This window comes from Burkholderia sp. 22313 (assembly GCF_052045245.1).
Classification (GTDB): domain Bacteria; phylum Pseudomonadota; class Gammaproteobacteria; order Burkholderiales; family Burkholderiaceae; genus Burkholderia.
In genome coordinates this window covers 16,481-40,532 of the sequence record NZ_JBQEON010000001.1, presented here as the reverse complement: position 1 = coordinate 40,532, position 24,052 = coordinate 16,481, and the positions used below count along the sequence as shown (strand labels likewise).

22 protein-coding genes and 2 pseudogenes are annotated in these 24,052 nt (G+C 69.3%); 16 read left to right on the top strand and 8 right to left on the bottom strand.

Translation table 11 applies throughout. From position 1 onward, the window contains the following. Positions 1-182 precede the first annotated feature (182 nt). Positions 183-590 (bottom strand): DUF427 domain-containing protein, encoded by a 408-nt coding sequence (locus ACTJKF_RS00190; protein ID WP_440621526.1) that lies wholly within the window; start codon positions 588-590, stop codon positions 183-185. 358 nt (positions 591-948) lie between these two features. Here ACTJKF_RS00190 and ACTJKF_RS00185 point away from each other — a divergent pair, with 358 nt between their 5' ends. The 13 genes from ACTJKF_RS00185 (at position 949) to ACTJKF_RS00125 (ending at position 13,979) form a co-directional block, all read left to right on the top strand. After that, the gene (locus ACTJKF_RS00185; RefSeq protein ID WP_440621525.1) at positions 949-2,610 is read left to right on the top strand and encodes an ABC transporter substrate-binding protein; all 1,662 of its coding nucleotides are present in this window, start codon (positions 949-951) and stop codon (positions 2,608-2,610) included. Between the two features lie 865 nt (positions 2,611-3,475). Continuing rightward, positions 3,476-3,655: a Flp family type IVb pilin gene (locus ACTJKF_RS00180; protein ID WP_440621524.1), complete on the top strand. Its 180-nt coding sequence runs from the start codon at positions 3,476-3,478 to the stop codon at positions 3,653-3,655. Positions 3,656-3,744: 89 nt separating this feature from the next. After that, a complete protein-coding gene (locus ACTJKF_RS00175; protein ID WP_440621523.1) occupies positions 3,745-4,224 on the top strand; it encodes an A24 family peptidase in 480 nt (159 codons plus the stop codon). Positions 4,225-4,243: 19 nt separating this feature from the next. After that, positions 4,244-5,260 carry a Flp pilus assembly protein CpaB gene (gene cpaB, locus ACTJKF_RS00170; protein WP_440621522.1) on the top strand — a complete coding sequence of 339 codons (1,017 nt, stop codon included), beginning with the start codon at positions 4,244-4,246 and terminating at the stop codon, positions 5,258-5,260. 54 nt (positions 5,261-5,314) lie between these two features. Continuing rightward, entirely contained in the window at positions 5,315-6,697 is a 1,383-nt protein-coding gene (locus tag ACTJKF_RS00165) for a type II and III secretion system protein family protein (protein WP_440621521.1), read from the top strand. A 14-nt stretch (positions 6,698-6,711) separates the two neighbouring features. After that, positions 6,712-7,092 (top strand): CpaD family pilus assembly lipoprotein, encoded by a 381-nt coding sequence (locus ACTJKF_RS00160; RefSeq protein WP_440621520.1) that lies wholly within the window; start codon positions 6,712-6,714, stop codon positions 7,090-7,092. A gap of 21 nt (positions 7,093-7,113) precedes the next feature. Then, the gene (locus ACTJKF_RS00155) at positions 7,114-8,337 is read left to right on the top strand and encodes an AAA family ATPase (protein WP_440621519.1); all 1,224 of its coding nucleotides are present in this window, start codon (positions 7,114-7,116) and stop codon (positions 8,335-8,337) included. Next, positions 8,334-9,752 (top strand): CpaF family protein, encoded by a 1,419-nt coding sequence (locus tag ACTJKF_RS00150; protein WP_440621518.1) that lies wholly within the window; start codon positions 8,334-8,336, stop codon positions 9,750-9,752. The genes ACTJKF_RS00155 and ACTJKF_RS00150 overlap by 4 nt, the downstream gene beginning before the upstream one ends. Further along, positions 9,749-10,726: a type II secretion system F family protein gene (locus ACTJKF_RS00145; RefSeq protein WP_440621517.1), complete on the top strand. Its 978-nt coding sequence runs from the start codon at positions 9,749-9,751 to the stop codon at positions 10,724-10,726. The genes ACTJKF_RS00150 and ACTJKF_RS00145 overlap by 4 nt, the downstream gene beginning before the upstream one ends. Continuing rightward, entirely contained in the window at positions 10,723-11,667 is a 945-nt protein-coding gene (locus ACTJKF_RS00140) for a type II secretion system F family protein (RefSeq protein WP_440621516.1), read from the top strand. Before ACTJKF_RS00145 ends, ACTJKF_RS00140 begins: the two co-directional genes overlap by 4 nt. Next, on the top strand, positions 11,664-12,521 hold the full coding sequence (locus ACTJKF_RS00135) for a tetratricopeptide repeat protein (RefSeq protein ID WP_440621515.1): 858 nt from the start codon (positions 11,664-11,666) through the stop codon (positions 12,519-12,521). The genes ACTJKF_RS00140 and ACTJKF_RS00135 overlap by 4 nt, the downstream gene beginning before the upstream one ends. After that, positions 12,518-12,946: a TadE/TadG family type IV pilus assembly protein gene (locus tag ACTJKF_RS00130; protein WP_440621514.1), complete on the top strand. Its 429-nt coding sequence runs from the start codon at positions 12,518-12,520 to the stop codon at positions 12,944-12,946. Before ACTJKF_RS00135 ends, ACTJKF_RS00130 begins: the two co-directional genes overlap by 4 nt. Beyond that, positions 12,939-13,979 carry a TadG family pilus assembly protein gene (locus tag ACTJKF_RS00125; RefSeq protein ID WP_440621513.1) on the top strand — a complete coding sequence of 347 codons (1,041 nt, stop codon included), beginning with the start codon at positions 12,939-12,941 and terminating at the stop codon, positions 13,977-13,979. The genes ACTJKF_RS00130 and ACTJKF_RS00125 overlap by 8 nt, the downstream gene beginning before the upstream one ends. On the opposite strand, the gene ACTJKF_RS00120 is transcribed toward ACTJKF_RS00125, so the two are convergent. After that, entirely contained in the window at positions 13,943-15,214 is a 1,272-nt protein-coding gene (locus ACTJKF_RS00120) for a glycosyltransferase family 87 protein (RefSeq protein WP_440621512.1), read from the bottom strand. The two genes, ACTJKF_RS00125 and ACTJKF_RS00120, sit on opposite strands and share 37 nt — an antisense overlap. Positions 15,215-15,230: 16 nt before the next feature. Next, on the bottom strand, positions 15,231-16,307 hold the full coding sequence (locus tag ACTJKF_RS00115; RefSeq protein WP_440621511.1) for a glycosyltransferase family 2 protein: 1,077 nt from the start codon (positions 16,305-16,307) through the stop codon (positions 15,231-15,233). Between the two features lie 286 nt (positions 16,308-16,593). Between ACTJKF_RS00115 and ACTJKF_RS00110 the strand changes: the two genes are divergently transcribed. Continuing rightward, positions 16,594-16,968 (top strand): phage protein NinX family protein, encoded by a 375-nt coding sequence (locus ACTJKF_RS00110; protein WP_440621510.1) that lies wholly within the window; start codon positions 16,594-16,596, stop codon positions 16,966-16,968. 150 nt (positions 16,969-17,118) lie between these two features. On the opposite strand, the gene ACTJKF_RS00105 is transcribed toward ACTJKF_RS00110, so the two are convergent. Next, on the bottom strand, positions 17,119-17,997 hold the full coding sequence (locus tag ACTJKF_RS00105) for a LysR substrate-binding domain-containing protein (protein WP_440621509.1): 879 nt from the start codon (positions 17,995-17,997) through the stop codon (positions 17,119-17,121). A gap of 99 nt (positions 17,998-18,096) precedes the next feature. On the opposite strand from ACTJKF_RS00105, the pseudogene ACTJKF_RS00100 reads away from it, so the two are divergent. Both ACTJKF_RS00100 and ACTJKF_RS00095 read left to right on the top strand, forming a co-directional pair. Beyond that, positions 18,097-19,643, top strand: a pseudogene (locus ACTJKF_RS00100) (MFS transporter). 78 nt (positions 19,644-19,721) lie between these two features. After that, a pseudogene (locus ACTJKF_RS00095) lies at positions 19,722-19,853 on the top strand (AEC family transporter); the annotation flags it as partial. Between the two features lie 48 nt (positions 19,854-19,901). Here the strand turns inward: ACTJKF_RS00095 and ACTJKF_RS00090 are convergent. From ACTJKF_RS00090 to ACTJKF_RS00075, 4 genes are all read right to left on the bottom strand, one after another. After that, positions 19,902-21,068: a LysR family transcriptional regulator gene (locus ACTJKF_RS00090; RefSeq protein ID WP_440621508.1), complete on the bottom strand. Its 1,167-nt coding sequence runs from the start codon at positions 21,066-21,068 to the stop codon at positions 19,902-19,904. 24 nt (positions 21,069-21,092) lie between these two features. Further along, positions 21,093-21,821 carry an aspartate/glutamate racemase family protein gene (locus ACTJKF_RS00085; RefSeq protein WP_440621507.1) on the bottom strand — a complete coding sequence of 243 codons (729 nt, stop codon included), beginning with the start codon at positions 21,819-21,821 and terminating at the stop codon, positions 21,093-21,095. A 22-nt stretch (positions 21,822-21,843) separates the two neighbouring features. Then, positions 21,844-23,394: an NCS1 family nucleobase:cation symporter-1 gene (locus ACTJKF_RS00080; protein ID WP_440621506.1), complete on the bottom strand. Its 1,551-nt coding sequence runs from the start codon at positions 23,392-23,394 to the stop codon at positions 21,844-21,846. Positions 23,395-23,639: 245 nt separating this feature from the next. Next, entirely contained in the window at positions 23,640-23,918 is a 279-nt protein-coding gene (locus tag ACTJKF_RS00075; RefSeq protein ID WP_440621505.1) for a hypothetical protein, read from the bottom strand. Positions 23,919-24,052 lie beyond the last annotated feature (134 nt).

The following is a 24,052-nucleotide window of genomic DNA, read 5'->3' as shown; positions in this document are numbered from 1 at the left end:
GGGTTCACGGGTCGCGCGGGCTGGCGGCGCGGCCGGATGCGGACCACGCATGCGGCCGGCCGCCCCGCGCCGGATTCAGGACGATACGGCTGCGCGGGCCGGCGGCCAACCAACGAATCCGCATATGCAAATCAGCGGCCGGACGATACGTGAACGACGGGGGCGGCCGCGCGCCGCGGCGCTCAATCGGTGCCGAGCGGGCTTTCCTCGATCGCGTCGACGCGATCCGGATAGAACGCGAGGTGCCCGCGAATCGATTCGACGGCCGGGTTCGGATGCTCGTACGTCCACACCGCATTGGTCGCGCGCGCGCCGCCGGCGGGAATCGAGTAGTACGCGCAATCGCCCTTGTACGGGCAGTAGGTTGCATGGTCGGTCCGCTGCAGCAGCGCCATGTCTGTGTCCTCGCGCGGAACGTACAGCACGGCCGGATAGCTGGCCTCGCGCAGCACCAGGGCATGGCGCGTATCGGCGACGACCTTGCCGGCCACCTTCACGACCACGCGCGACGAATGCGGTTCGATCGTGATCGGATGATCGGGGCCCGGCGACTTCACGGGACGAGAGGGCGTATCGGGGCTGATCGACATCGTGGGTCCTCCAGGAAGGGCCGCGCACCTGCGGGCACGCCGTGCCGGAAACCGCGCGCCGGAAGGGCTTCCGTGCGTCGATGCCGGCGTTGACCAACCGATACGATGCGCCCATTCCGGAGAAGCTGCAGGGGGCCGGAAAGGCGGCGCGCGAACGGCGTGCGGCATCACGCGGCGTGGGGCGTTGCAGCGGTGTTCACGGGGATGTCCGCGGCGCTCGCATGGCTATTTCCCTGCCGCGGCGGCGGGATGCATCCGCGGCGATAAGCAACGCTGAATAAATTGGTAAGCGATCGGCGGGCGGCGCGCGAAGATCGGCGTTCGTCATTCACATGACAGTTCCTCCCTGATCGCCACCATGAAGATGCCATCCGTCTCACCCGCCGCGCCGCGTGCGCGGCGGCCCTCCGTTACCGTGGCCGCGTTGCGGGGCATTGGCGCGGCGCTGCTGTTCTCCGGCGCGCTCACGCACGCGTTCGCCGCGCCGGCCGGCAAGACGCTCGTGTATTGCACCGAAGGCAGCCCGGCCGGCTTCGATCCGGGCCAGCACACGACCAGCACCGATTTCGACGCGAGCACGTACCCGGTCTACAACGGGCTCGTGCAGTTCAAGCGCGGCACGCTCGATCTGGTGCCGGCGCTCGCGACGAGTTGGGACGTGTCGTCCGATCAGCGCGTGTACACGTTCCACCTGCGGCGCGGCGTGAAGTTCCAGACGACCGCGTGGTTCACGCCGACGCGCGCGTTCCAGGCCGACGACGTGGTGTTCACGTTCCGCCGGATGCTCGATCCCGACGATCCGTTCCGCAAGGCCTATCCGGTCAGCTTCCCGTACTTCGGCGATCTCGGGTTCGACCGCAACATCGCGCGCATCGACAAGGTCGACGACGACACGGTGCGCTTCGTGTTGAAGCAGCCCGACGTGGTGTTCGTGCGCAATCTCGCGATGGCGTTCGCGTCGATCCTGTCGGCCGAATATGCGTCGCAGCTGACAGCGCGCCATCGCGAAGCCGACATCAACCAGTTGCCGGTCGGCACGGGGCCGTTCCAGCTGCGCGCGTACCAGAAGGACGCGGTGATCCGCTACGACGCGAATCCCGACTACTGGAAGCCGGACGACGTGAAGCTCGCGCATCTCGTGTTCGCGATCACGCCCGATCCGGCCGCACGCCTGCAGAAGCTCGTGGCCGGCGAATGCCAGGTGTCGGCGTTCCCGCGGCCGGCCGATCTCGAGACAGTGCGGCGCGATCCGAAGCTGACGCTGTTTTCCGGGACGGGCTTCAACGTCGGCTTCGTCGCGTACAACACGCAGCATCCGCCGCTCGATCGCGTCGACGTGCGGCGCGCGCTCGACATCGCGATCGACAAGGCCGCGATCATCAGGACCGTGTTCAACGGCGACGCGACGGTCGCGACGAACCCGATGCCGCCCGCGCAATGGTCGTACAACCCGCGCCTGAAGGATGCGCCGCGCGACCCGGCCGCCGCGAAGGCGCTGCTCGCGCAAGCGGGATTCCCGAACGGCTTCGATCTGACGCTGTGGGCGATGCCGGTGCAGCGCCCGTACAACCCGAATGCGCAGCTGATGGCGCAACTGATCCAGCAGGACTGGGCGAAGATCGGCGTGCGCGCGAAGATCGTCAGCTACGAGTGGGGCGAATACAACCGCCGCGCGAAACGCGACGGGCAGCACGATGCGATCCTGTACGGCTGGTCGGGCGACAACGGCGACCCCGACAACTGGCTCGGCACGCTGCTCGGCTGCGAAGCGGTGCACGGCAGCAACCTCGCGAAGTGGTGCAACGCGGATTTCGAGCGGCTGGTCAGCGCGGCGCGCACGAACGCGGATGTCGCGAAACGCACGTCGCTCTATGAGCAGGCGCAGGTCGTGTTCAAGGATCAGGTGCCGTTCACGCCGATCGCGACGTCGATCGTGTCGCTGCCGGTGTCGAAGCGCGTGCACGGGCTGACGTTCTCGCCGCTTGGGGGGCACCGGTTCGACGGCGTGTGGCTGGATTGACGAAGGTTGAAGAAGGAGGGCGCCGGCACGGCGACGGCCGATGCGGATGGTGGCGGGTTTGTCGGCGTGCGCGGCGGCAGCGGGCAATGTCACGAGGGACGCGATCAGCAGTGATCGCAGCAGGCGCAGTGGAAGCATGAATCGATCGGTCAGGAGAACGTTGGAATGGGCCGGCCGAGGCCCGGTGTGTCGAATCATTCTCGATGACGCATCCGGCGGCGGACAAGCCACGATTTGAACTATGCTTATCGCCGCGTTTCGGGTTGGCAAATCACGCGGGTCGGCGGTGGGAAATGCGAGCGGGGCGCAATACTTTCCGATTCATATCGAATGCGATGAAAAATTTTCCGGGCGACGCGAGTGAAAATCCGCTTTCTTAAATTGACGCATGCGAAGCGCGCGGCATATCGGAAAAGCGAATGAAAATCACCGAATTGCCCGGGCGTCGCATTGATGCATCGGGGCCTTCACATTCTTACGTTTAGCCTCGTCCCGCCGCCCGTCTGACGATGAAAGGCCCGATAAATCCTGCGCACGTATTTCATTGTTGAAGGGTGCCGCGCGTAAATGCATTCCGACGCCAAATTATTTGAAATCGCCGAAAAAATTGTCTATACCCTAGACCAATCAGCGTGATTCGCATCATGCCAATGCGGCCACGCAAAAAACGCGCGCAGGTCGGGCAGACACCGTTGCCGTACACCGCGCGTTGCAGCGATCGAAGGGATTCCGGGGGATGCGAACGGCCCGATGCCAGGGCTGCCGCATGAGTCGTGAATGGGCGAACGCCGCGCGCCGCCACCGAAGCAACGCCGCGTCTTTACATTCGACGGTCGATCACCGACCCCGTCACACGGAGGTTGTCATGCTGCAATACGTCAAGACCTTGCTGCGCGATGAACGCGGCGTCAGCTCGCTCGAATATGCGGTTCTGGCCGGCATCATCGTGGTGGCGCTCGCCGCGGTCGGCACGGTCCTCAGCGGCAGTACAGGTCTTTCGTCGATCTTCACGACGCTGATCAACAAGGTCACCGCGCTGATCTGACCTCCCTGAACCCGCGCGCCGCCGACGAACACACGGATCCGCAGCGGTACGACGTATCCAGCCGGGGCGCGCCGACGGACGGCTCTCCGATGCCCTATCTCGTACAGGCGGCGGCGACGCTCGTGCTGGTGTCGCTCGCGACGCAGGACTGGCGCGCGCGGCGCTTGTCCAACCGCGCCGTGCTGGCGTTCGCGATGCTGTATCTCGTCGCGGCCGCACTTGCGCGCGACGGGCTCGCTCAACTCGCCGGCCACGTCGCGACCGGCGCGGCGATGCTGCTGCTGTTCGGCGCGCTGCGCCACGCCGGCTGGATCGGCGGCGGCGACGTGAAGCTGGCGGCGGCGGTCTTCCTGTGGGCCGGCCCGGCGCTGGCGCTCCCGGTGTTGACGATCGTCGGTGCGAGCGGCGCCGCGTGCGGCCTCGCCGCGCTCGCGGCCGTCGCGCGGCAGCGCCGCACCACACCCACGCCCGCGATTGCGACGCACGGCGTGCCGTACGGCATCGCGCTCGCGCTGGGCGGCGCACTGGCCGTGTGGGCGCCGGTCCTTCACGCGGTTTCGCTGACCTGACCGGGGGATGCGCGCCGCCATGTCCAAACCGCTGAGAATGATCGTGCTGATCATCGCCGCCGGCGTCGGCGCATTCGTCCTTCGCCAGCTGTTTGTTGCCGCGTCGACACCGTCGGCGCCCGGCGACGTTGCCGAGGTGCGCGTGCGCGTCGCGGCGGCGGACCTGCCCGAAGGGCTGCTGCTGCGCGACAACGATCTCGCATGGAAGCGCGTGCCGCGCGCGCAGGTGCCGCCCGGCGCGTTCGTCGAGTCGCAGGGCGCGGATCCGAAAGGCGCGCTGCTGCGCAACCGGGTCGACGCCGGTACGCCGATTCGCGCGGAGAACGTGATTCCGGCCGGCGCGCCGGATTTTCTCGCGGCCGCGCTCCAGCCCGGCATGCGCGCGATCTCGGTGCCGGTCGATGATGTGTCGGGCAACGCGGGGTTGATCCAGCCGGGCGACTTCGTCGACGTGGTGCTCACGCAGCAGATCGGCGGTTCCGCGACGACGCCCGGCACGTTCGAGGCGGAGACGGTCGTGCGGCGCGCGCGCGTGCTCGCGGTCGGCTCGGAATTCCAGCGTGCGAAGACACCGGCGAGCGCGCCGGACGTGCCGGTGCGCGCGCGCACGGTCACGCTCGAGGTCGCGCCGCGCACCGCGCAGGTCGTGCTGGTCGCGACGCGCCTCGGTTCGCTGTCGCTGGCGCTGCGCAGCTTCGCGACCAGCGATCGCCGCCAGGCGGCGGGCGGCGACGAGCAGGAGCCCGATACGCCGCCGGTCTGGGCCGGTGACGTGTCGCGCGCGGCCCGCGACGCGGCGCGCGCGCCGACCGGCCGCGCGGAGGGCGTTGCGCGGCCGGAGGCGCCGGGCAACACGGTCGTGATCTATCGCGGCTCGTCGGTCGACGACGGTTCGCGTGGCGGTGGCACCGGCACGCCGGGCGTGCCGCCGCTGCCGTCCGGTTGGCCGGGTACGCCTGTTGTTCAGGCTGCGCCCGCCGGCGGCAACGTCGCCGCGGACACGACCGGGCAGGTGCCGCGGGTGATGCAGCAGTGACGGCATGACGATTCGGGCCGGCCGCCCGGCGGCCGGCATTTGACGGGAAAACGCATGGTGCGCACGGTTCGTTGGATCGCTTTCTGGTGCCTGGCCTGCATCGTCGCGCCGGGCGTCGCGCTCGCCCAGCGCGCGCAGGCGGCGGACGCCGGCGCGACGCTGTCGATCGCCACCGGCAAGGGCGAGATGCTGTCGCTGTCCGAGCCCGCGACCGCGATGTTCGTCGCGGACCCGAGCGTGGCCGACATCCAGGTGCCGTCGCCGCGCACCGTGTTCGTGTTCGGCAAGAAGGCCGGTACCACCACGCTGATCGCGCTCGGCGCGAACCATCGGCCGATCCTGCGCCGGACGGTGATCGTGCAGGCCGACACCGCATCGCTGCAGGCGGTGCTCGACAGCCGTTTCCCGCAACTGAAGCTGGCGGTGTCCGGCGCGCCGGGCTCGCTGATGGTGTCGGGCAAGGTGCCGAGTGCGGCCGACGCGGACGCCGTGATGCAGTCGCTCGCGCCGTATGTCAACGACAAGGCAAGGATCGTCAACCGGCTCACGCTGTCGCGCCCGATTCAGGTGAACCTGCGCGTGCGCGTGACCGAGGTGAGCCGCAACATCACGCAGCAGCTCGGCATCAACTGGAGCTCGCTCGGCGCGGCCGGCAATTTCGTCGGCGGCTTGTTCAACGGGCGCACGCTGTTCGATCCGACGACCAAGCTGTTCAACCTGGCGCCGAGCGGCGCGTATTCGGTGCTCGGCGGCTTTCATGCGGGGCGCTGGTCGATCGACGTCGTGCTCGATGCGCTCGACCAGGAAGGCCTGATCACGATGCTCGCGGAGCCAAACCTCACCGCGATGTCCGGCCAGACCGCGAGCTTCCTCGCGGGCGGCGAGATTCCGATTCCGGTCGCGCAGGCCGGCACCACGACCGGCGCGATCACGGTCGAGTTCAAGCCGTTCGGCGTGTCGCTCGATTTCACGCCCACCGTGCTCGCCGACAACCGGATCAGCCTGAAGGTGCGCCCGGAGGTGAGCGAGGTCGACCCGAACAACAGCGTGACGACGGGCGGCGTCACGGTGCCGGGGCTCACCGTGCGGCGCGTCGAGACGACGGTCGAGTTGTCGAGCGGGCAGAGCTTCGCGATCGGCGGGCTGTTGCAGAGCCAGACGGCCAATACCGTGTCGCAGATTCCCGGGCTCGGTCGGCTGCCGATCATCGGCCGGCTGTTTTCGTCGAAGAACTTCCAGGACAACAAGACCGAGGTCGTCGTGATCGTCACGCCGTACATCGTGCAGCCGGCCGGGCCCGGCCAGCTCGAGCAGGCGCTCGACACCGTCGCGCGGCCGAGCAGCGACCTCGAGTTCGCGATCCAGCGCAACCTCGGGCTCGATCTGCTGTCGGGCGACACGCCGCGCCTCGTCGGCGCCGCGGGCTTCGTGTACTGACCGGAGGAGCGCGCATGCGAGTTCGAACCGTCGTCCCCGCGTTGTTGCCGCTGGCGCTGGCAGGCTGCCTGTCGGCGCCGCCGCCCGTCAATCTGCCCGACGCGCGTGCGATCGGCTTCGACGGCGTGCACGCGGTGCCGCCCGACTGCGCGAAGCTGATGCAGCCGTCGCATCTCGTCGATGCCGGGTTCGGGCGGCCCGGCGTGCCGTTCGGCTGCGCGACCTACACGAATCTCGCGGCGATGCTCGCGCGTCCGGAAGACCTCGTCGCGCCGGTGCCGTACGGGGGCGCCGACGCGCAGGTTGCCGCCGACGCGGTGCGCCGCTACGTGGAGGATCGCGTGAAGCAGCCGACCCCCGGCAAGACGCTGACGACCGGCTCGCCCGGCCATTGACCCGCTTCCGACGCCATCGCGATGCCTCCAATGAACGTCTTCGATCGCAGCCACGCCAAGCGCGCCGCCTCCGCCGGTGCGGCGGATCTCATCGCGGTCGTGTCGGATGCGGGCAGCGAGGACGTGATCCGCCGCGTCGCCCACGACCTGTCGATCCCGCGTGCCCATGTGCAACCGGGCAACTGCGAGGACGCGATTCGGCTGCTGCAGCAGCACGAGCGCTCGCCGCGCCAGTTGATCGTCGACGTGTCGGATTCGGTGTTGCCGGTGTCCGACCTGATGCGGCTCGCCGACGTATGCGATCCGTCCGTGAGGGTCGTCGCGATCGGCATGCAGAACGACGTCGGGCTGTTCCGCAACCTGCTCGGCATCGGCGTGCAGGACTACATCGTGAAGCCGCTGACCGTCGAGTTGATGCGGCGCGCACTGACGGCGACGGAATCGGTCGTGCAGGCGCGCACCGGCAAGATCGTCAGCTTCGTCGGCGCGCGCGGCGGCGTCGGCACGACGACGATCGCGGTGAGTCTCGCGCGCTGCCTGGCGGGCGAGAAGCGACGCCGCGTCGCGTACGTCGACCTGAACCTGCATGGCGGCGGCGCGAACTCGATGCTCGGGCTGTCGAGCAACAACGGGCTGATCGAATTGCTGAACATGGAGCAGCGTCCCGACGACACGCTGTTCGACCGCATGTTCGTCACGAAGGGCGACCGCCTGCACGTGCTCTCGGCCGAACTGGCGTACGGCGAGAATGCGCCGCTGCGCGACGATGCGGTCGCGCTGCTGGTCGACATGCTGAAGGACCGCTTCCACTACGTGCTGTTCGACGTGGGCAACCGCGCGGGAAGACTGTTCGAGAATGCACTGGACGTGTCCGATCTCGTCTATATCGTTGCCGACCGCTCGGTGCACGCCGCGTACGAAACCGCGCGGCTTGCGCGCTTCGTGAAGGAGCTGCCCGGCGAGCGGTTGCTGTCGATGGTGCTGAACAATCCGCTCGAAGCGGTCAAGGGGCGCGTCGCGCAGGTCGATTTCGAGGATGCATTCGGCGGCGTGAGGCTGCGCGAGCTGCCGCACGAGCCGCAGTCGCTCGCGGTCGCCGAGAACCTCGGCGAGCCGATCGAGGACGCGAAGCGTCATGGCTTCCTGGACGAGATCCGGCGGCTCGCGAACGGCATCACCGGTGAATCGATGGCTGTCGCCGAGCCGTGGTATGCGCGCTTCGTCAAATGGAGGAAAGGATCGTGACGTTCGGCACCCGCAAACCGCCGACGCAGGACCCCGCGCCGGCCGTGTCGCCCACCGCGCCGCGCGACGGCGCACCGGCGCCCGCGCCGGGGCCGGCCGCGAGCCAGGCTTCAGCCGTCGCCCGCGGGCCGGCGGCCGCCGACACCCAGGAGGCGCTGATCCGCTCCGGCAAGTTCGATGCGATTCGCACCGCGGTGTTCACGTCGATGAACATGTCGGCGGCGCTGATGAAGACGCGCGACGAAGTGCGCGCGGGCGTCGAGCAGGTGGCCGCGCACACGGTCGAGCGCGAGCGCCTGAAGATCACGGCGGGCGAACAGGTGCTGATCGTCGACGCGATCCTGAACGACATGTTCGGCGTCGGGCCGATCGAGCCGCTGCTCGCCGACGACACCGTCTCGGACATCCTCGTGAACGGCCCCGACCAGGTGTACGTCGAGCGCGCGGGCCGGCTCGAACTCACGTCGCTGAAGTTTCGCGACAACGCGCACGTGACGAGCGTCGCGCAGCGGATCGCCGCGGCGGTCGGGCGCCGGGTCGACGAGAGCAGCCCGATGGTCGACGCGCGTCTTGCCGACGGCAGCCGCGTGAACGTGGTGCTGCCGCCGATCGCGATGCGCGGCGCGTCGATCTCGATCCGCAAGTTCGCGAAGCGCGACATCACGCTCGCGCGGATGGCGCATCAGGGCAATATTTCGCACGGGATGCTGCAGGTGCTGAAGATCGCCTGTGCGTGCCGGCTGAACATCGTGATCTCGGGCGGTACCGGTTCGGGCAAGACGACGCTGCTGAATGCGCTGTCGCAGCACATCGACGAGCACGAGCGGATCGTGACGATCGAGGATGCGGCCGAGCTGCAGCTGCTGCAGCCGCATGTCGTCAGTCTCGAGACGCGGCCGGAGAACACCGAAGGGCTCGGCGGCATCTCGCAGCGCGACCTCGTGCGCAACGCGCTGCGGATGCGGCCCGACCGCATCATCCTTGGCGAGATCCGCGGCGCGGAGGCGTTCGACGTGCTGCAGGCGATGAATACGGGCCACGACGGCTCGATGACGACGATCCATGCGAACACGCCGCGCGACGCGATCAGCCGGCTCGAAAGCATGGTCATGATGGCGAACGCGAACCTGCAGCTGCTGTCGATCCGGCGCCAGATCGCGAGCGCCGTGCATCTGTTCGTGCAGGTCGAGCGGATGCGCGACGGCGTGCGCCGCGTGACCCGGATCACCGAGATCGTCGGGATGGAAGGCGAAGTGGTGATCACGCAGGACCTGTTCACGTTCCGCCAGGAAAGCGACACGACGCGCGATGCGGTGAAAGGCGTGTTCGAGGCGTCGTCGCTGCGGCCCGCGTTCGCGCAGCGCGCCGCGGACTACGGCATCGAGGACGCGCTGTCCGAGGTATTCCGGCAATGAGTACGGCAGACCTGTTCGCGCTTGGCGCATTCGTTGTGATCCTCGTGGCCGGCCTCGCGCTGTCCGCGCTGTTCGATCGCACACGCCAGACGCCGGAGCAGCGCATTCGCGAGCGGATGCGACACCTCGGGCCGTCGCTGGCGGGCCGCGAGGCCGGTGCGTCCGCCGCGCCCGGCGTCGCGCTGTTCAACCTGCCGCGCCGCCAAGGCCGCACGCGCGCGTGGCTGCAGCGCTACGTGACGCGCGTGCGCGCGGTCGGCGGCGAGCGCGGGATGCGGATCGTCATCGTGAGCGCGATCGTCGGCGCGATCGCCGGTATCGTCGCGGTGAACCTTGTCGCGCTGCCGCGCGTGATGCATCCGCTGATCTACGTCGGGCTGCCGCTGGTCGCGATGCGCGCCAGCTATCGCGCGCTGGTCGAGCGCTTCCGGCTGCGCTTTCTCGAGGCGTTCCCGGACGCGATCGACCTGATCGTGCGTGCGGTGCGCGCGGGCATTCCGGTTACGCAGGCGATCAGTACAGTGGGCGACAATGCGGCGGAGCCGGTGCGCTCGACCTTCCGCACGATGGGCGACAGCCTGCGCGTCGGCGCGGATCTGAAGGACGTGCTGACGCAGGCGGCGGACCGGCTGATGATCGCGGACTTCTCGTTCTTCACCGTCTACCTGCTGCTGCAGCGCGAGACCGGCGGCAGCCTCGGCGAGACGCTCGACGAGTTGTCGAGCATCATCCGCTCGCGCCGCGACATTCGCCTGAAGACACGCGCGTTGACCGCCGAAGGGCGGATCACGACGAAGATCATATCGGCGGTCCCATTCGTCATGATCGGCGCGTTGTTCCTCGTGAACCGCTCGTACGTGATGCTGCTGTTCGACACGCACGCCGGGCACGTGATGCTGACGATTGCCGCGGTTCTGCTGACGATCGGACTGCTGACGATCAACAGGATGTCGAAACTGGATACCGCGCGATGACGACCTCGATGTTGGCCGCCCGCGGCCTTGAACTGTTGCTGTTGCTCGCCTGCGTCGCGGTGGCGCTCGCGACGCCCGGCGGCGGCACGCGGCGGCGGATCGCCGCGCGCGTGCGGCAGGCGGCCGGACAGCGCCCGCCGTCGCTGGTGCCGGGGCGCCTGCAGCCCGGCGAGGTGCGCCAGGACCTGACGCGGCGCCTCGCACAGCTCGGCGAGCGGTTGCCGGTGCTCGATCCGATGCAGCGCGTGAAGCTGGGGCTGCAGTTGACGCGCGCGGGTTTTCGCGACCGGCGTGCGGTGTTGTCGATGATCGGCATCAAGCTGAGCTGCGGCGTGCTGCTCGCGGGTATCGCGATCGTGTTCAGCCCGTATATTCCGCGCTTCGGCGAATACTTCATCATCCGCGCGGTGGCGATGGTCGCCGCGTTCGTGATCGGCGTGATCGTGCCCGAGTACGTGCTCGGCGCGATGATCCGGCGGCGCCGGCGGATCATCGCCGCGTGCTTTCCGGATGCGCTCGATTTGCTGGTGATCTGCACGATGGCGGGAAACAGCCTCGTATCGGGCGTGCGGCGCGTCGCGCGCGAACTCGAGCGCATTTGCCCGCCGCTGGCCGACGAGCTGACGGTCTGCGCGGACGAGCTGACGCTGAGCGGTAACGTATCGGAAGCGCTGGCGCATTTCGCGCGCCGGGTGGACTTTGCATCGGCACGCTCGCTGGCGACGACGCTCACGCAATCGCAGCGATTCGGCACGCCGATCACACAGGCGCTGCGAACCCTGTCGCGCAGCGAGCGCACCGAGCAGATCGTCGCGCTCGAGGAAAAGGCCGCGAAGCTCGCGCCGAAGATCACGCTGCCGATGATGCTGTTCATCCTGCCGACGGTCGGCCTGATCGCGGCGGGCCCGGCGGCGATCCGCCTGCTGGAGGTATTCAAGTGACACGATCCGTCATGCGTGCGCTCGCCATCGCGATCATATTGCCGGTGCTGGCCGGCGGCTGCGCGCCGGGCATCCAGACGAGGCCGGCACTGTCGAACAAGAGCGACGACCCGCAGGCCGAACTGCGCATTGCCGACAGCGCGCTCGCCGGCGGCAACGTCGAGCTCGCGTCGACGCTGTACGACAAGGTGCTCGCCCGGCATCCCGATTCGCTCGCGGCGCGTCTTGGGCTCGGTGACGTCAACTACCGGGCCGGCGATCTGGAGCGTGCGCGGATGCTCTACGAGCAGGCGCGGCAGCAGGCGCCCGCGGAACTCGGGCCGCAGGTCGGGCTCGCGCGCGTCGCGTTGCGGCAGCGCCGGCTCGACGAGGCCGCACAGCGGTATCGCGACCTGCTGGCCGCGAAGCCGAATCTTCCGCTCGCGGCGCAAGGACTCGGCACGGTGCTCGACCTGCAGGGCCGCCATGAAGATGCACAGGCCGTGTATCGCGACGCGCTGCGCGCCCATCCGGAGGCGCAGGGGCTGCGCGTCGATCTCGGGCTGTCGCTCGTGCTGAGCAACCGGCCGCGCGAGGGCGTGAACGTGCTGCTCGACGTGGCCGGATTGCCCGATGCGCCGTGGCAGGCCCGCCAGAACCTCGCGTTCGCGTATGGGGTGCTCGGCAACACGGATTCGGCGAAGAAGCTGCTGTCCGCGGATCTGCCCGCTTCGGCGGTGGCCGACAATCTGCGCGTCTACCAGGCGGTGCGCGCGCAACTCGCGGCGCGCCACGCGAGCACCGCCGCCCGGCCGTTGACGGGGGCCGCGCTCGAGCCGCGCGCCGTGCCGTCCGCCGCGGGGGCCGCAAAATGACCCGCGCGGCGCTGCGCGAGCGCCACGCGCGCGGCGTCGTGTCGCTCGAGTTCGCGCTGATGCTGCCGTTCCTGCTGATGGTGCTGATCGGCATCATCGACACGAGCCTGCTGCTGTGCGACAAGGCCGTCATCACGAACGCGAGCCGCGAGGCCGCGCGTGCGGGCGTCGTGCTGCGCGTGCCGATGCTGACGACGACCCAGATCGCCAACGTCGCATTGAGCTACACGCAGAACAGCCTGATCACCGGTGGCACCGCGACCGCGCCGACCGTGACCGTGACGCAGGCGAACGGCACGACGTCGGGCACCGCGCTGACGGTCACGGTGACCTATACGTACGCCGGGATGGTGCTGGGTTCGGCATTCAGCGCGTTGACCGGCCCGGTCACGGTATCGGCCAGTTCGGTGATGCTCTATGAGTGACACGGTCGCCACGCGTCGCACCGGTGCCGTGCGCGAGCGTGGCTCCGTCGCGCTGTTCTTCCTGATGTTCCTGATTCCGCTGCTGTCGTTCGGTGCGTTCGCGATCGACGTCGCGTGGGTGGCCGCGGTGCGCAACCAGTTGCAGAACGCCGCCGATGCGGCCGCGCTCGCGGCGGCCGACGCGATGATGTCGCCGAGCGACGGTGCGCTGAACTGGTCGCAGGCCGCGCCGGCGGCGAACGGCGTGATCGCGCAGAATGCGGCCGCCGGCGCGCCGCTCGCGTCCGGCACGGTGACGACCGGGTACTGGAACGTGACGCGTACCCCTTCATCGATGCAGCCGACCACCATCACGCCCGGCTCGTACGACGTGCCGGCGGTGCAGGTCACGGTATCGCGCGCGCCGGGCGTGAACGGCGGCTCGATTCCGCTGCTGCTCGGCGGGTTGCTCGGCGTCCCCGGCGCGTCCGGCAGCGCGACCGCGATCGCGGTGCTCGCCGCGCCGGGCGGGGTGGCGGCGGGCGGGCTTTTTCCGATCGCGATCGACCAGTGCGTGTACAACCAGTACTGGAACACGGCGACCAACCAGCCGCTGATCAATCCGCTGACGGGCCAGCCGTTCGAATTCTCGATCACCAACGGCCAGACCTACGGCGTGCTGTGCATGGGCGGCCAGTGGACGTCGTTCCAGTCGACCGCGACTGACACGACGACGATGGGCGGTCTGATGGTGACCGGCAACCCGACGACACTCAATATCGGCGACAGCGTCTATCTCGCGACCGGCGTGAAGGCGACGCTGTACACGTCGGTGCCGGTCGGCTCGACGGTCGTGCTGCCGGTCGTCACGCAGACATCGAGCAGCACCTACGTGCCGATCGTCGCGTTTGCCGCATTCCACATCGACGTGTCGCTCGGCGGCACGTACAAGTACATCCAGGGGCACTTCGTCGCCGGCGTGAAGATGACCGGCGTCGCGACGGGCGTCGGACCATACTACGGCGTGTACGTGCCGCCGCGGCTTGCGTTGTAAGTGTTGTGGGCGCCGTGGCGCGCGCGGCGCAGCAGCACGAGCAGTGCGAAGAGCGTCACGGCCGGCCCGATCTGCGGCAGCTGCAGCCACGGGTTCAGGTATTCGACGATCGGCAGCGCCCACATCAACGCGATCGCGGTCTGTTCGCCGCGCAGCCAGCCGTCGCGCCAGCCGATCGCGAGCATGCACGCGATCGCGATCGCGAGCCACGCAAGTTCGTAGTGCCACGCGTACGGATTGGCGACCAGCGTCGCAACGCAGAGCACGGCCGCGCGCACGCGGGCGTCGCGCGACTGCGTCCACGCGACGCAGGCGGCCGCGATCGCGATCGCGGCGATGCACGCATGCGCGGCGTACGCGGCGCCGAGCGGCACGCCGGCGAGGCGGAACGTTGCGAACGGCGTGGGCGACGCGAGCCAGAACACGATGCCGTGTTCGAGCACGATCGACCGCGCGAGCGCTGCGCTGGCCACGAACAGGCGCAGCGAGCCGATGCCGCAGACCAGGACGCTCACGGTGACGAACGTAGCGGTGGCAAGCGCGGCCCACGCGATCGTGCGCCACGCGCGCGCTGCAACCAGCACGAACGGGAACAGCAGCGCCAGCTGCGGCTTGACCGACAGCAGCGCGATGCAAAGGCCGGCCCACATCGGCCGCCGATCGGCCCAATAAACGGCCAGCGCTGCACACGACGCGGTCAGGAACGTGTTTTGCCCGAGCGTCGCGGTGACGAACACGCATGGCGCGGCGATCAGCGCGAGTGCGCCGGCGCGCGATGCGCCGGGAATCGCGCGGAGACCGGAGACGCGCGACGCGGCAAAACCCAGTACGACGCCGCCGCATGCGACGAACAGCGGATAACCGAACGAAAAGGGCAGCAGTGCCAGCGGCGTCACGAGCAGCAGATAGGTGGGCGGGTACAGCCACGGGGCGAAGACGTCGCGATGCAGGTGCGCGAACAGCCCGGCCGTCAGCCGCGAGAATGCGGAGAAGTCGTACGCCTGCGCCGGCGAGCCGTGCAGCATCACGTACGACGCAGACCAGAACACCGCGAAGTCGGCACCGGGGCGCGGCAGCGCGCTTCCGTGTTCATCCCGGATGACGGCCGCCCAGATCGCGATGAACAGCGCGTGGAACGCCAGCATCACCGCGCCATACAGGATCACGCGTCGCGGCGTGAGCCACGCGACGACCGGCCGTTCCGCCGAGCGCATCGATTGCCGGGGAAGGTCCAATTGCCGCTGCCCGTTTCTACTTGAACGACGCCTTGCGGGCGGCGCTGCCCGCGGCGGCCGGCATCGCGGTCCGGCGGCGCGCCGCGGGCGCGCGCTTGAGCGGGAACTGCAGCAGTTTCGATGCAGGTTGCCCGGCGGCGTCCCGCTCGGCACGGTAGCGCCGCCGCACGAGATAGACCGGACGCTGCTTCGACTCGTGATAGACCCGGCCGAGGTATTCGCCGATCACGCCGATGCCGATCAACTGGATGCCACCGACGAACAGCACGACGGAAATCAGCGACGGATAGCCGTGCACCGGATTGCCGAACAGTAGCGTCCGCACCACGATGAACGCGCCATATACGAGCGACAGCATCGCGAACGTGAGGCCGACGTAGGTCCACACCCGCAGCGGGACCGTGCTGAAGCTCGTGATGCCCTCGAGCGCGAAATTCCAGCGCCGCCATCCGGAGAATTTCGAGCGACCGCCGCTGCGGGGCGCGCGCGCGTATTCGACGATCGCGGTGCGAAAGCCGACCCACGCGAACAGCCCCTTCATGAACCGTCGCCGCTCGGGCAGTGCGCGCAGCGCATCGACGACCTCGCGGTCCATCAACCTGAAATCGCCGACGTTTTCGGGCATCTCCACCTCGGACAGCGCGTTGTGCACGCGATAGTAGAGCGCGGCCGCCGCGCGCTGCATGTACGGATCGCAAGTCCGGTCGGTGCGTTTCGCGGCGACGACCTCGGCGCCGCCGCGCCAGTGTTCGATCATGGCGGGAATCAGTGCGGGAGGATCCTGCAGGTCGGCGTCGATCAGGATGACCGCCGCGCCGGCCGCTTCGTCCAGGCCGGCGGTGAGCGCGGCTTCCTTGCCGAAGCGGCGCGTGAGATCGACGACGTGCACGCGTGGATCGTCGGCGGCGATCGCGAGCAGCCGGTCGAGCGTACGATCACGGCTGCCGTCGTTGATGCAGACGATCTCGAAGCGGACGCCGTCGACCGATTCGAGCACGGGCAGCGTTTCGGCAAAGAACGCGTCGATTGCTTCCTCTTCGTCGTGAAACGGCACGACGAGCGATATCAGCGGCTTCCTGGCGTGCGTGGACATGCTGCGGTCTCCCGAGAGATCCGGCCTGCGCTGCACCGTATGGTTCCGGTAGTCATCTGCCGAACGGGCCCGGCACGGTTCGGCGCGAATGCGGTTCCGGCCTGCTTGTCCACCGCTGACCGGACGACAGGCGTTGCGTTCATTGTAGGCAGGATTCGACGATTCGTAACATGTATCGGCGGTTGTGCACGGCGGGCGGCTTGCCGGGGAAAACACCTGCCGGCGGTTGTCGCGGGCTGGGCGCGGCGGCGCTAGGATGGCGTTTTCAGTGCCGAAGGAGAGCGCGATGCAAGTTCAGGAGCTGGCCGGCGCGCCGCTCGATTTCTGGGTGGCGATGGTGGAGGATCTCGGCGCGCCGCGCGTCGACGCCGCGGGATGCACGGTCATGCGCGAGCCGGGCGGCGCGCCGGTGCGTTACGCGCCGTCGTCGTCGTGGGCGGATGGCGGCCCGCTCGTCGAACGTTTGCCGTTCGGCGCGTTCGAGCGCGACGGCGGGCACGGCATGTGGCGCGCGGTGTTGCATCGGCCGGTGCCGGCGGCCGGCGAGCGCTGCACGTTCAACCAGTCCGGGCCGACGCTGCTGATCGCCGCGATGCGCACGTTGGTCGCGTCGACGTTCGGCGACGACGTCCCGGACCTCGACATGTCGAAGCCGCGCTGAGCGCTGGCGACGCCGATTACGCGGCCGACCGGCTGCGTAGGGCGATCGACGCGACGTCGACGCGTTTCGGCAGGATCGCGTCCGCGGCCGCGCGACCGCGCCGTCACGCGGGCTCCCGCGAGGACGGTGAACGGCGAGCGTGAACAGGCCCTAGCCCGCCGCAGGAACCGTGCGCAGGAACGCACGTACCGCCGGCGCTTTCTCGAAGCGCCGGTGCGCGAGCGCGAGCTCGGACGTGATCGGCTTGCCGGCGAGCGGCCGGTACACGACCCCCGGCAACGACACGCAGCCGGCGAGCGCATCCGGAATCACGGCGACCCAGCCGTTCACCGACACGCAGGCAAGCACCGCAAGCAACCCGCCGGGCCGTGCGGCGATCACCGGCGCGAAGCGGCCGCGGCGTGCGACTTCGAGCGTGCCGCGTTCCTGTTCGGGCACCGCGAAACGTGCGTCGGCGAGATCGGCGGCACGCACCGTCGTCATCGACGCGTAGCGCGACCCGGCCGGCACGGCCGCGACGAACACGTCGCGCTGCAGCGTGACGATCCGCAGCCCGCCCGGTAGCGGCAACGGCGGGCGCACGTACGCGAGATCGAGCCGGCCGGCGTCGAGCTGCTTCGCGACGTCGTCCATCGGCACTTCCCTCAGGTTCAACTCGATGCGTGGATGCGCGGCGCGGAACGCGCCGACGGTGCGCTGCAGCGTGCCCGAATAGACGGCCGACGATACGTAGCCGATTTCGATCCGGCCGAGTTCGCCGCGCTCGGCCAGCGTCGCGAGCTCCCGGCCGCGCTGCAGATGCTCGACCGCGGCGCTCGCCTCGGCAAGAAACGCAACGCCTGCCGCCGTCAGCGTGACCGCGCGGCGCGACCGCTGGAACAACCGCACGCCGAGCAGCCGTTCGGCTTCCTGGATCTGCCGCGTGAGCGCGGGCGGCGCCATGTCGAGCGCGTCGGCCGCGCGCGCGAAATGCAGGTGCTGCGCGACGCTCAGGAACGCGCGCACGTGACGGAATTCGAGCGGATTCATGGTTGCATTTTTCGTTAATGAAACTGCATCGGTGTGTCAATGACAGGCAATACGGGCCCAGCCTAGCATACGGTTCGTCCTTCCATTCCGGAGCCATCGATGTCGCAGTCTTCCCCCGCGTCGCGCGCAGGCGCGCCCGCTGCCGCCCGTGCGGGCACGCGCCTGCCGGCCGCCGCGACGCTCGCGGTCGCGTCGGCGACGTGCGCGCTGATCGTGCTCGACACGAACGTCGTCGCCGTGTCGCTGCCGAGCATCGCGCGCGGCTTCCATGCGAGCTTCGCCGAGATCGAATGGGTCGTGAGCGCGTACATGACCGCATTCGCCGCGTGCCTGCTGCCGGCCGGCGGGCTGGCGGACCGCTTCGGGCGCAAGCGCATGCTCGGCGTGGGGCTCGCGCTCTTTGCGCTGGCGTCGCTCGGTTGCGGGCTCGCGCCGTCGGCCGGCTGGCTGATTGCCGCGCGCGCGGTGAAGGGCGGCGGGGCCGCGCTGTTGCTGACGGCCGCACTCGCGGTGATCGCGAACCGCTTCCCGGACGGCCACGCGCGGGCCCGTGCGTGGGCGATCTGGGGGATGNCGCGCCGCTCGTCGGCGGGGCGATCACGCAGTGGATCGGCTGGCGCTGGGTCTTCCTGCTGAACCTGCCGGTGTGCGCGCTGCTCGCGGCCGGCGCGCGCGTCGCGATCGACGAGTCGCGCGATCCGCACGCGAAACGGGTGGACGCCGCCGGCAGCCTGCTGTTCGGCGCGGCGCTCGCGTGCGCGATCGCGGCGCTGATCGGCGCGCCGTCGCACGGCTGGCTGTCGGCCGCGACGCTCGGCCTGCTCGCGCTCGCCGCCGCGCTGCTGGCCGCGTTCATCGGCGCGGAGCGCTGGCAGGCGCGGCCGATGATCGATCTCGCGCTGTTCCGCCAGCCGCGCTTCGTCGGCGCCGTGCTCGCGATGTTCGGTTATGCGGCGTGCGCGCAGGTGATGATGACGTTCCTGCCGCTGTATCTGCAGAACGCATTCGGGATGTCGGCGATCGACGCGGGGCTCGGGATGCTGCCGTTCGCGTGCGCGATGATCGCCGGGCCGTCGCTTGGCGGCAGGCTCGCCGCGCGCGTGTCGTCCGGCGGCGTGCTGGCCGGCGGGCTCGCGCTGATCGGCGCGGGCAATCTCGCGACGGCGGCGCTGACGGCCGGCGGCGACTACCGGCTCGTCGCGCTCGGCATGTTCGTGACCGGCTGCGGCGCCGGCATCATGAACGGCGACACGCAGAAGGCGATCATGGCATGCGTGCCGCCGAGCCGCACCGGGATGGCGTCGGGCATCAGCACGACGACGCGCTTCTCGGCGATCGTGACGGCCGTCGGCGTGCTGGGTGCGGTGCTCGCCACGAGTACGCATGCGCAGCTCGACCGGCTGCTGTCCGCCGCACCCGGCGTGAGGGCATTCGTCGATGCGCCGTTCATGTCGAGCCTGCTGGCCGGCGATCTCGCACAGGCGCTTGCGCGCGTGCCGCCACCGGCCGCGCGCACGCTCGCGGACGCGGCGCCGGCGGCTTTCGCGAGCGGGTTCGCCGTGGCGCTGACGGTGAGCGGCGGGCTCGCGCTCGCTGCCGCAGTCGTTGCATACAAGTTGCTTACGCAACCGATGCGCGACGCGTGATGCGCGCGGCAACGCCTGCGCCGGCCGTTGCATGCGACGCCACGGAACCGTAGGCTTGCGCGTTCCGGTTTCATGCGGGGCACGAGGCCCTACATGCTGGCCGAGTTCTACGGGCGCGAAGCGCAGATGACGTCGCGCACGATCCTGCCGCCGACGCTTGGTTCGATCGTCTCGCCGTCGGTGCTGCTCGCGATCGCGCGGCACGGGTGATACGGCCGCGCGGTGTCGCGCGCGCTACCCGGCGCGCAGCGGCGTGATTCAATGCGACTTCGCCGGGATGCGATGAAGGCGCGCCGCTCGCGCGACGCGACGCTGCTGCGATGTGCCGCAATGCGTGGCCTGCCGGCGGCGTGTGCGGCGCGCGGGTTCGGGTGCGTCGCCGGCGCCCGGCGCAGTCGTTCGCGCGTCCGCGTTCGCGGCAATCGCCGTGACGGCCGGCTGCGCGGCCTCCGCATCGAGCCAGCTGCACGTCGCTTCGGCGATCAGCCCGCGCAGCCAGCGCACGCCGTCGACGCACGATCCCGATTCGTTCCACGTCATCCGGTACACGATGTCGGGCGGCTCGGCCGGCAGCGCGACCGCGCCGAGCGGCAGCAGCTTCGCGTAGTGGCGCGCGAGTCGATACGTGGTGGTCAGGATCAGGTCGGAGCGCACGAGTGCATGCGCGGCGAGTTCGAAGTGCGGCAGCGTGACGACGATGCGCCGCCGCAGGCCGACGCGTTCGAGCTGGCGGTCGATCGCGCCGGACGCCTCGAGCCACGACGGCGTCGGGCACAGCTGCGCGGCCTGCGCGAAGTCGTCGGCCGTCATCGTGCCGCGCCGTGCGAGCGGATGCGTCGCGCGCATCAGGCACACGACGCGATCGTCGAACAGGTCGTCCTGGCGAAAGCGCGACAGGCGGGCAGGGCGGTTGTCGATCACGACGTCGAGTTCGCCGTCGGCGAGCGCACGCTCGTCGTCGAAACCGTCGCCGAGCGGGTGGAACACGAGCTGCGCGTTCGGCGCGCGTTCGCGGAACAGCGCGACGAGCTTCGGCACGAACAGCACGTTCAGGTAATCGGGGCAGCCGATCCGGTAGGTGCGCACCGACGTGCGCGCATCGAAGGTCGGCTGCTGGATGCGGATGAAGTCGATCACGCGCAGCGCGTTGCGCAGCGGCTCGATCAGTTGCGCGCCGAACTCGGTCGGCACCATCCCGTAGCGGCTGCGCACCAGCAGCGGATCGCCGAGCAGCGTGCGCAGGCGCTTGAGCGCGGCGCTCGTCGCCGGCTGCGACATGTTCAGGCGCACGGCCGCGCGCGACACGGTGCGCTCGGTGAGCAGCACGAGCAGGATGCGCATCAGCCGCGCGTCGAGCACGTCGAGCGCGCCCGTGGCGCCGGATGCGTCGAGGGGAAGGCCGTTCGGCTCCGGTGCGTCCCGCATGTCGCTACGCGTGTGCGCGGCCCGTCATTTGACGAAGGTGCCCGGCCAGCCGACGATCCGCTTCGGACGCGGCGGCGCATAGGTGCGCACCTTCGACGTCTTCAGCTTCAGGCGCACCAGCGATTCGGCGAGCGCGACCGCGGCCGACACGCCGTCGACGACGGGCACGCCCGTGCATTCCTCGATCTGCCGGTCAAGGCCGGCCATGCCGCCGCAGCCGAGGCAGATCACTTCCGCGTGGTCGTCCCTCACCGCGCGCTGCGCTTCGTCGACGATCGACTCGATCGCGCGGGCCGGATTCTCCTCGAGTTCGAGCACCGCGAGGCCGCTTGCGCGCACCGACGCGCAGCGCGCGTCGAGCCCGGCGAGCTTCAGGCGATCCTCGATCAGCGGCACCGTGCGGTCGAGCGTCGTGACGACCGAGTAGCGATGGCCGAGCAGCATCGCGATGCTCGCGGCCGCTTCGGTGATGTCGACGACGGGCACCGTCAGCAGTTCCTGCAGCCCTTCGCGACCGTGTTCGCCGTAGCCGGCCTGGATCACCGCGTCGTACGGTTCGTCGTAGCTCAGCACGCGGTCCATCACGGCGATCGCCGCGAGGTAGCTCTCGAAGTTGCCTTCGACCGATTCCGCGCCGAAGCGCGGCGTCAGCCCGACGACCTCCGTGCCGGGCGACGCGGCGGCCTGCGCCTGCGCGGCGATCGCGTCGGTGATCGATTCGGTCGTGTTGACGTTGACTACCAGGATCCTCATTGCGACTCCGTATGCATGTGTTTCAGTGTTGAGCGCAGGCGACCGCGATGGGCTCGCCCGAACGCTCCTCGTATTGCCGTTTGCGATCGGCCGTCAGCCAGTACACGGTGCCCGCGATGGCCGCGCCGAGCAGCCAGGAGAACGGCGTCATCGCGCCGAAGGCCGGCACGACGGCGAGCGTGATCGAGATCAGCGCGGACGGCACGAGCGCCGCGAGCGCCTTGCGGTTCACGCCGCGCGTATAGAAATAGGTGCCGGTCGGTGCTTCGGTGTACAGATCGGGCACGTTCACGCGCTGCTTGCGCACGAGCCAGTAGTCGACCGTGATGATCCCGTACAGCGGGCCGAGCAGTGCGCCGAGGCCGGACAGGAAGTAGACGATCACGATCGGGCTGTTGTACAGGTTCCACGGCAGGATCAGCACGGCGATCGTCGCGCTGATCAGGCCCGCGCGGCGGAACGACAGGCGATGCGGCGCGAGGCTCGTCAGCACGAACGCCGGCGCGACGAAGTTCGCCATGATGTTCACCGCGACCGTCACGATCAGGAACGCGAGGCAGCCGAGCACGAGGAACAGCTTGTTCGGCACCGTCGCGATGATTTCGGTCGGGCTGTGGATGATGTGGCCGTTCAGCTTGAACTGCGCGCCGGCGAGCACGAAGCTGATCGTCGCGAACACCAGGATGTTGACCGGCAGGCCCCAGAAGTTGCCGACCCGCACCGTCTTCGCGCTCGGCGACGAGCGTGCGAAATCGCAGAAGTTGAGCACCAGCGTGCCGTAGATCGCGAGCCACAGCGAGCCGCCCGCGAACACCTCGGTCCACATCTTGAGGCCCGTCATCGGCTTGCCGATCGACATCGCGAGATGGCCGCCGGTGCGGCTGAACATCCAGGCGGCGAGCGACAGCGTCGTGACGAGGATGACCGGGCCGGCGAGCCCTTCGTACTTGCGGACCGTTTCCATCCCGTAGGTCAGGATGCCGATCTGCACCAGCCAGATCGCGACGAAGGTGATCCAGCCGAGCGACGACAGCCCGAAGATCGCGTTCTGGTCGAACGCGGCGAGGCCCGGCCAGATCGCCGTGAGCAGCACGCGCAGCACGACCGATGCGAGATAGGTCTGGATGCCGAACCATGCGATCGCGATCACCGCGCGGATCATCGCGGGCAGCATCGCGCCATAGATGCCGAAGCTCATCCGGCTGATCACCGGGAACGGCACGCCGGTCTTCTGGCCCATGTAGCCGGTGAGGTTCATGAAGCTGTACACGAGCACGGCGCCGATCGCGAGCGACGCGAGCATTTGCCAGCCCGACAGGCCGAGCGCGAACAGGCCGATGGCGAACGAGTAGTTCGCGATGTTGTGCACGTCGTTGGTCCACAGCGCAAAGATGCTGTAGCGGCCCCAGGTGCGGCCCTCGGCCTTGGTCGGCGCGAGGTCGGGATTGTGCAGCCGCGGGCTCAGCGCCGGATCGTGCGCGGCCGTGTCGGTTCGATGCGAGGCGTCGCCCGCGCCGAGCACGATGCCCGGGCGGTGGGTAGCTTCCAGTTGCACGCAGGTGTCTCCTTCCATGTGCAGGGGCGCGAACCGGCCGCGTATGCTCGCAGCGCTGGCCCTGCCGCCTTGGACGTTCGTTATGTCTCGGATTTGTTCGCGAGTATGGGCGGCGTCCACGACGATGGGAAATTAAATATTCGGCTGGGCGTCATTTGAAAAATGAATGGGGCGAGATCGGCAGCGAGGCACGCGGATTGCGCCGCGAAGGGTTCCATCCACATCGACATCAGCGGAGGTGTCATGCAGCGATATTCCATTCGTCACGTATCGCGAGCCGTCTTCGCCGGCATCCTGATCGCCGGCCTGGCGGCGGGTGCGGGTTGCCAGAAAAAGAGCGAGAGCGACACCGGCACCGGTGCGAGTTCGGACACGAGCGCCACGGGCACCATGGCGCCGGCGCCTTCCACCGCGCCATCGGGCATGCCGAGCAGCGGCGCGGCCGGCAGCGGGGCCGAAAGCGGCACGACCGGCGGCGCGGCGAGCATGCCGGGCGCGGCTTCCAGCCCGGCGGGCGCGAGCGGCGGCTGAGCGGCGCACACCGGCAGCGCCCGCGGCGTGCGTGGGCGCGTCGCCCGGGTGCCGCCGTGGGCGCGTGCCGGCTGCCCCGCGCGTCTCGAGACGCGCGGGGGCGATGCCGCGCGCGTGAAAGATTTGCAAGGACCGTTGTAGCGAT

Excerpts from the sequence above, each read along its gene's own strand:
- ACTJKF_RS00190 (WP_440621526.1), bottom strand. The coding sequence starts at position 590 with ATGTCGATCAGCCCCGATACGCCCTCTCGTCCCGTGAAGTCGCCGGGC.
- ACTJKF_RS00185 (WP_440621525.1), top strand. The coding sequence starts at position 949 with ATGAAGATGCCATCCGTCTCACCCGCCGCGCCGCGTGCGCGGCGGCCC.
- ACTJKF_RS00180 (WP_440621524.1), top strand. The coding sequence starts at position 3,476 with ATGCTGCAATACGTCAAGACCTTGCTGCGCGATGAACGCGGCGTCAGC.
- ACTJKF_RS00175 (WP_440621523.1), top strand. The coding sequence starts at position 3,745 with ATGCCCTATCTCGTACAGGCGGCGGCGACGCTCGTGCTGGTGTCGCTC.
- cpaB (WP_440621522.1), top strand. The coding sequence starts at position 4,244 with ATGTCCAAACCGCTGAGAATGATCGTGCTGATCATCGCCGCCGGCGTC.
- ACTJKF_RS00165 (WP_440621521.1), top strand. The coding sequence starts at position 5,315 with ATGGTGCGCACGGTTCGTTGGATCGCTTTCTGGTGCCTGGCCTGCATC.
- ACTJKF_RS00160 (WP_440621520.1), top strand. The coding sequence starts at position 6,712 with ATGCGAGTTCGAACCGTCGTCCCCGCGTTGTTGCCGCTGGCGCTGGCA.
- ACTJKF_RS00155 (WP_440621519.1), top strand. The coding sequence starts at position 7,114 with ATGCCTCCAATGAACGTCTTCGATCGCAGCCACGCCAAGCGCGCCGCC.
- ACTJKF_RS00145 (WP_440621517.1), top strand. The coding sequence starts at position 9,749 with ATGAGTACGGCAGACCTGTTCGCGCTTGGCGCATTCGTTGTGATCCTC.
- ACTJKF_RS00140 (WP_440621516.1), top strand. The coding sequence starts at position 10,723 with ATGACGACCTCGATGTTGGCCGCCCGCGGCCTTGAACTGTTGCTGTTG.
- ACTJKF_RS00130 (WP_440621514.1), top strand. The coding sequence starts at position 12,518 with ATGACCCGCGCGGCGCTGCGCGAGCGCCACGCGCGCGGCGTCGTGTCG.
- ACTJKF_RS00125 (WP_440621513.1), top strand. The coding sequence starts at position 12,939 with ATGAGTGACACGGTCGCCACGCGTCGCACCGGTGCCGTGCGCGAGCGT.
- ACTJKF_RS00115 (WP_440621511.1), bottom strand. The coding sequence starts at position 16,307 with ATGTCCACGCACGCCAGGAAGCCGCTGATATCGCTCGTCGTGCCGTTT.
- ACTJKF_RS00110 (WP_440621510.1), top strand. The coding sequence starts at position 16,594 with ATGCAAGTTCAGGAGCTGGCCGGCGCGCCGCTCGATTTCTGGGTGGCG.
- ACTJKF_RS00105 (WP_440621509.1), bottom strand. The coding sequence starts at position 17,997 with ATGAATCCGCTCGAATTCCGTCACGTGCGCGCGTTCCTGAGCGTCGCG.
- ACTJKF_RS00090 (WP_440621508.1), bottom strand. The coding sequence starts at position 21,068 with ATGCGGGACGCACCGGAGCCGAACGGCCTTCCCCTCGACGCATCCGGC.
- ACTJKF_RS00085 (WP_440621507.1), bottom strand. The coding sequence starts at position 21,821 with ATGAGGATCCTGGTAGTCAACGTCAACACGACCGAATCGATCACCGAC.
- ACTJKF_RS00080 (WP_440621506.1), bottom strand. The coding sequence starts at position 23,394 with ATGGAAGGAGACACCTGCGTGCAACTGGAAGCTACCCACCGCCCGGGC.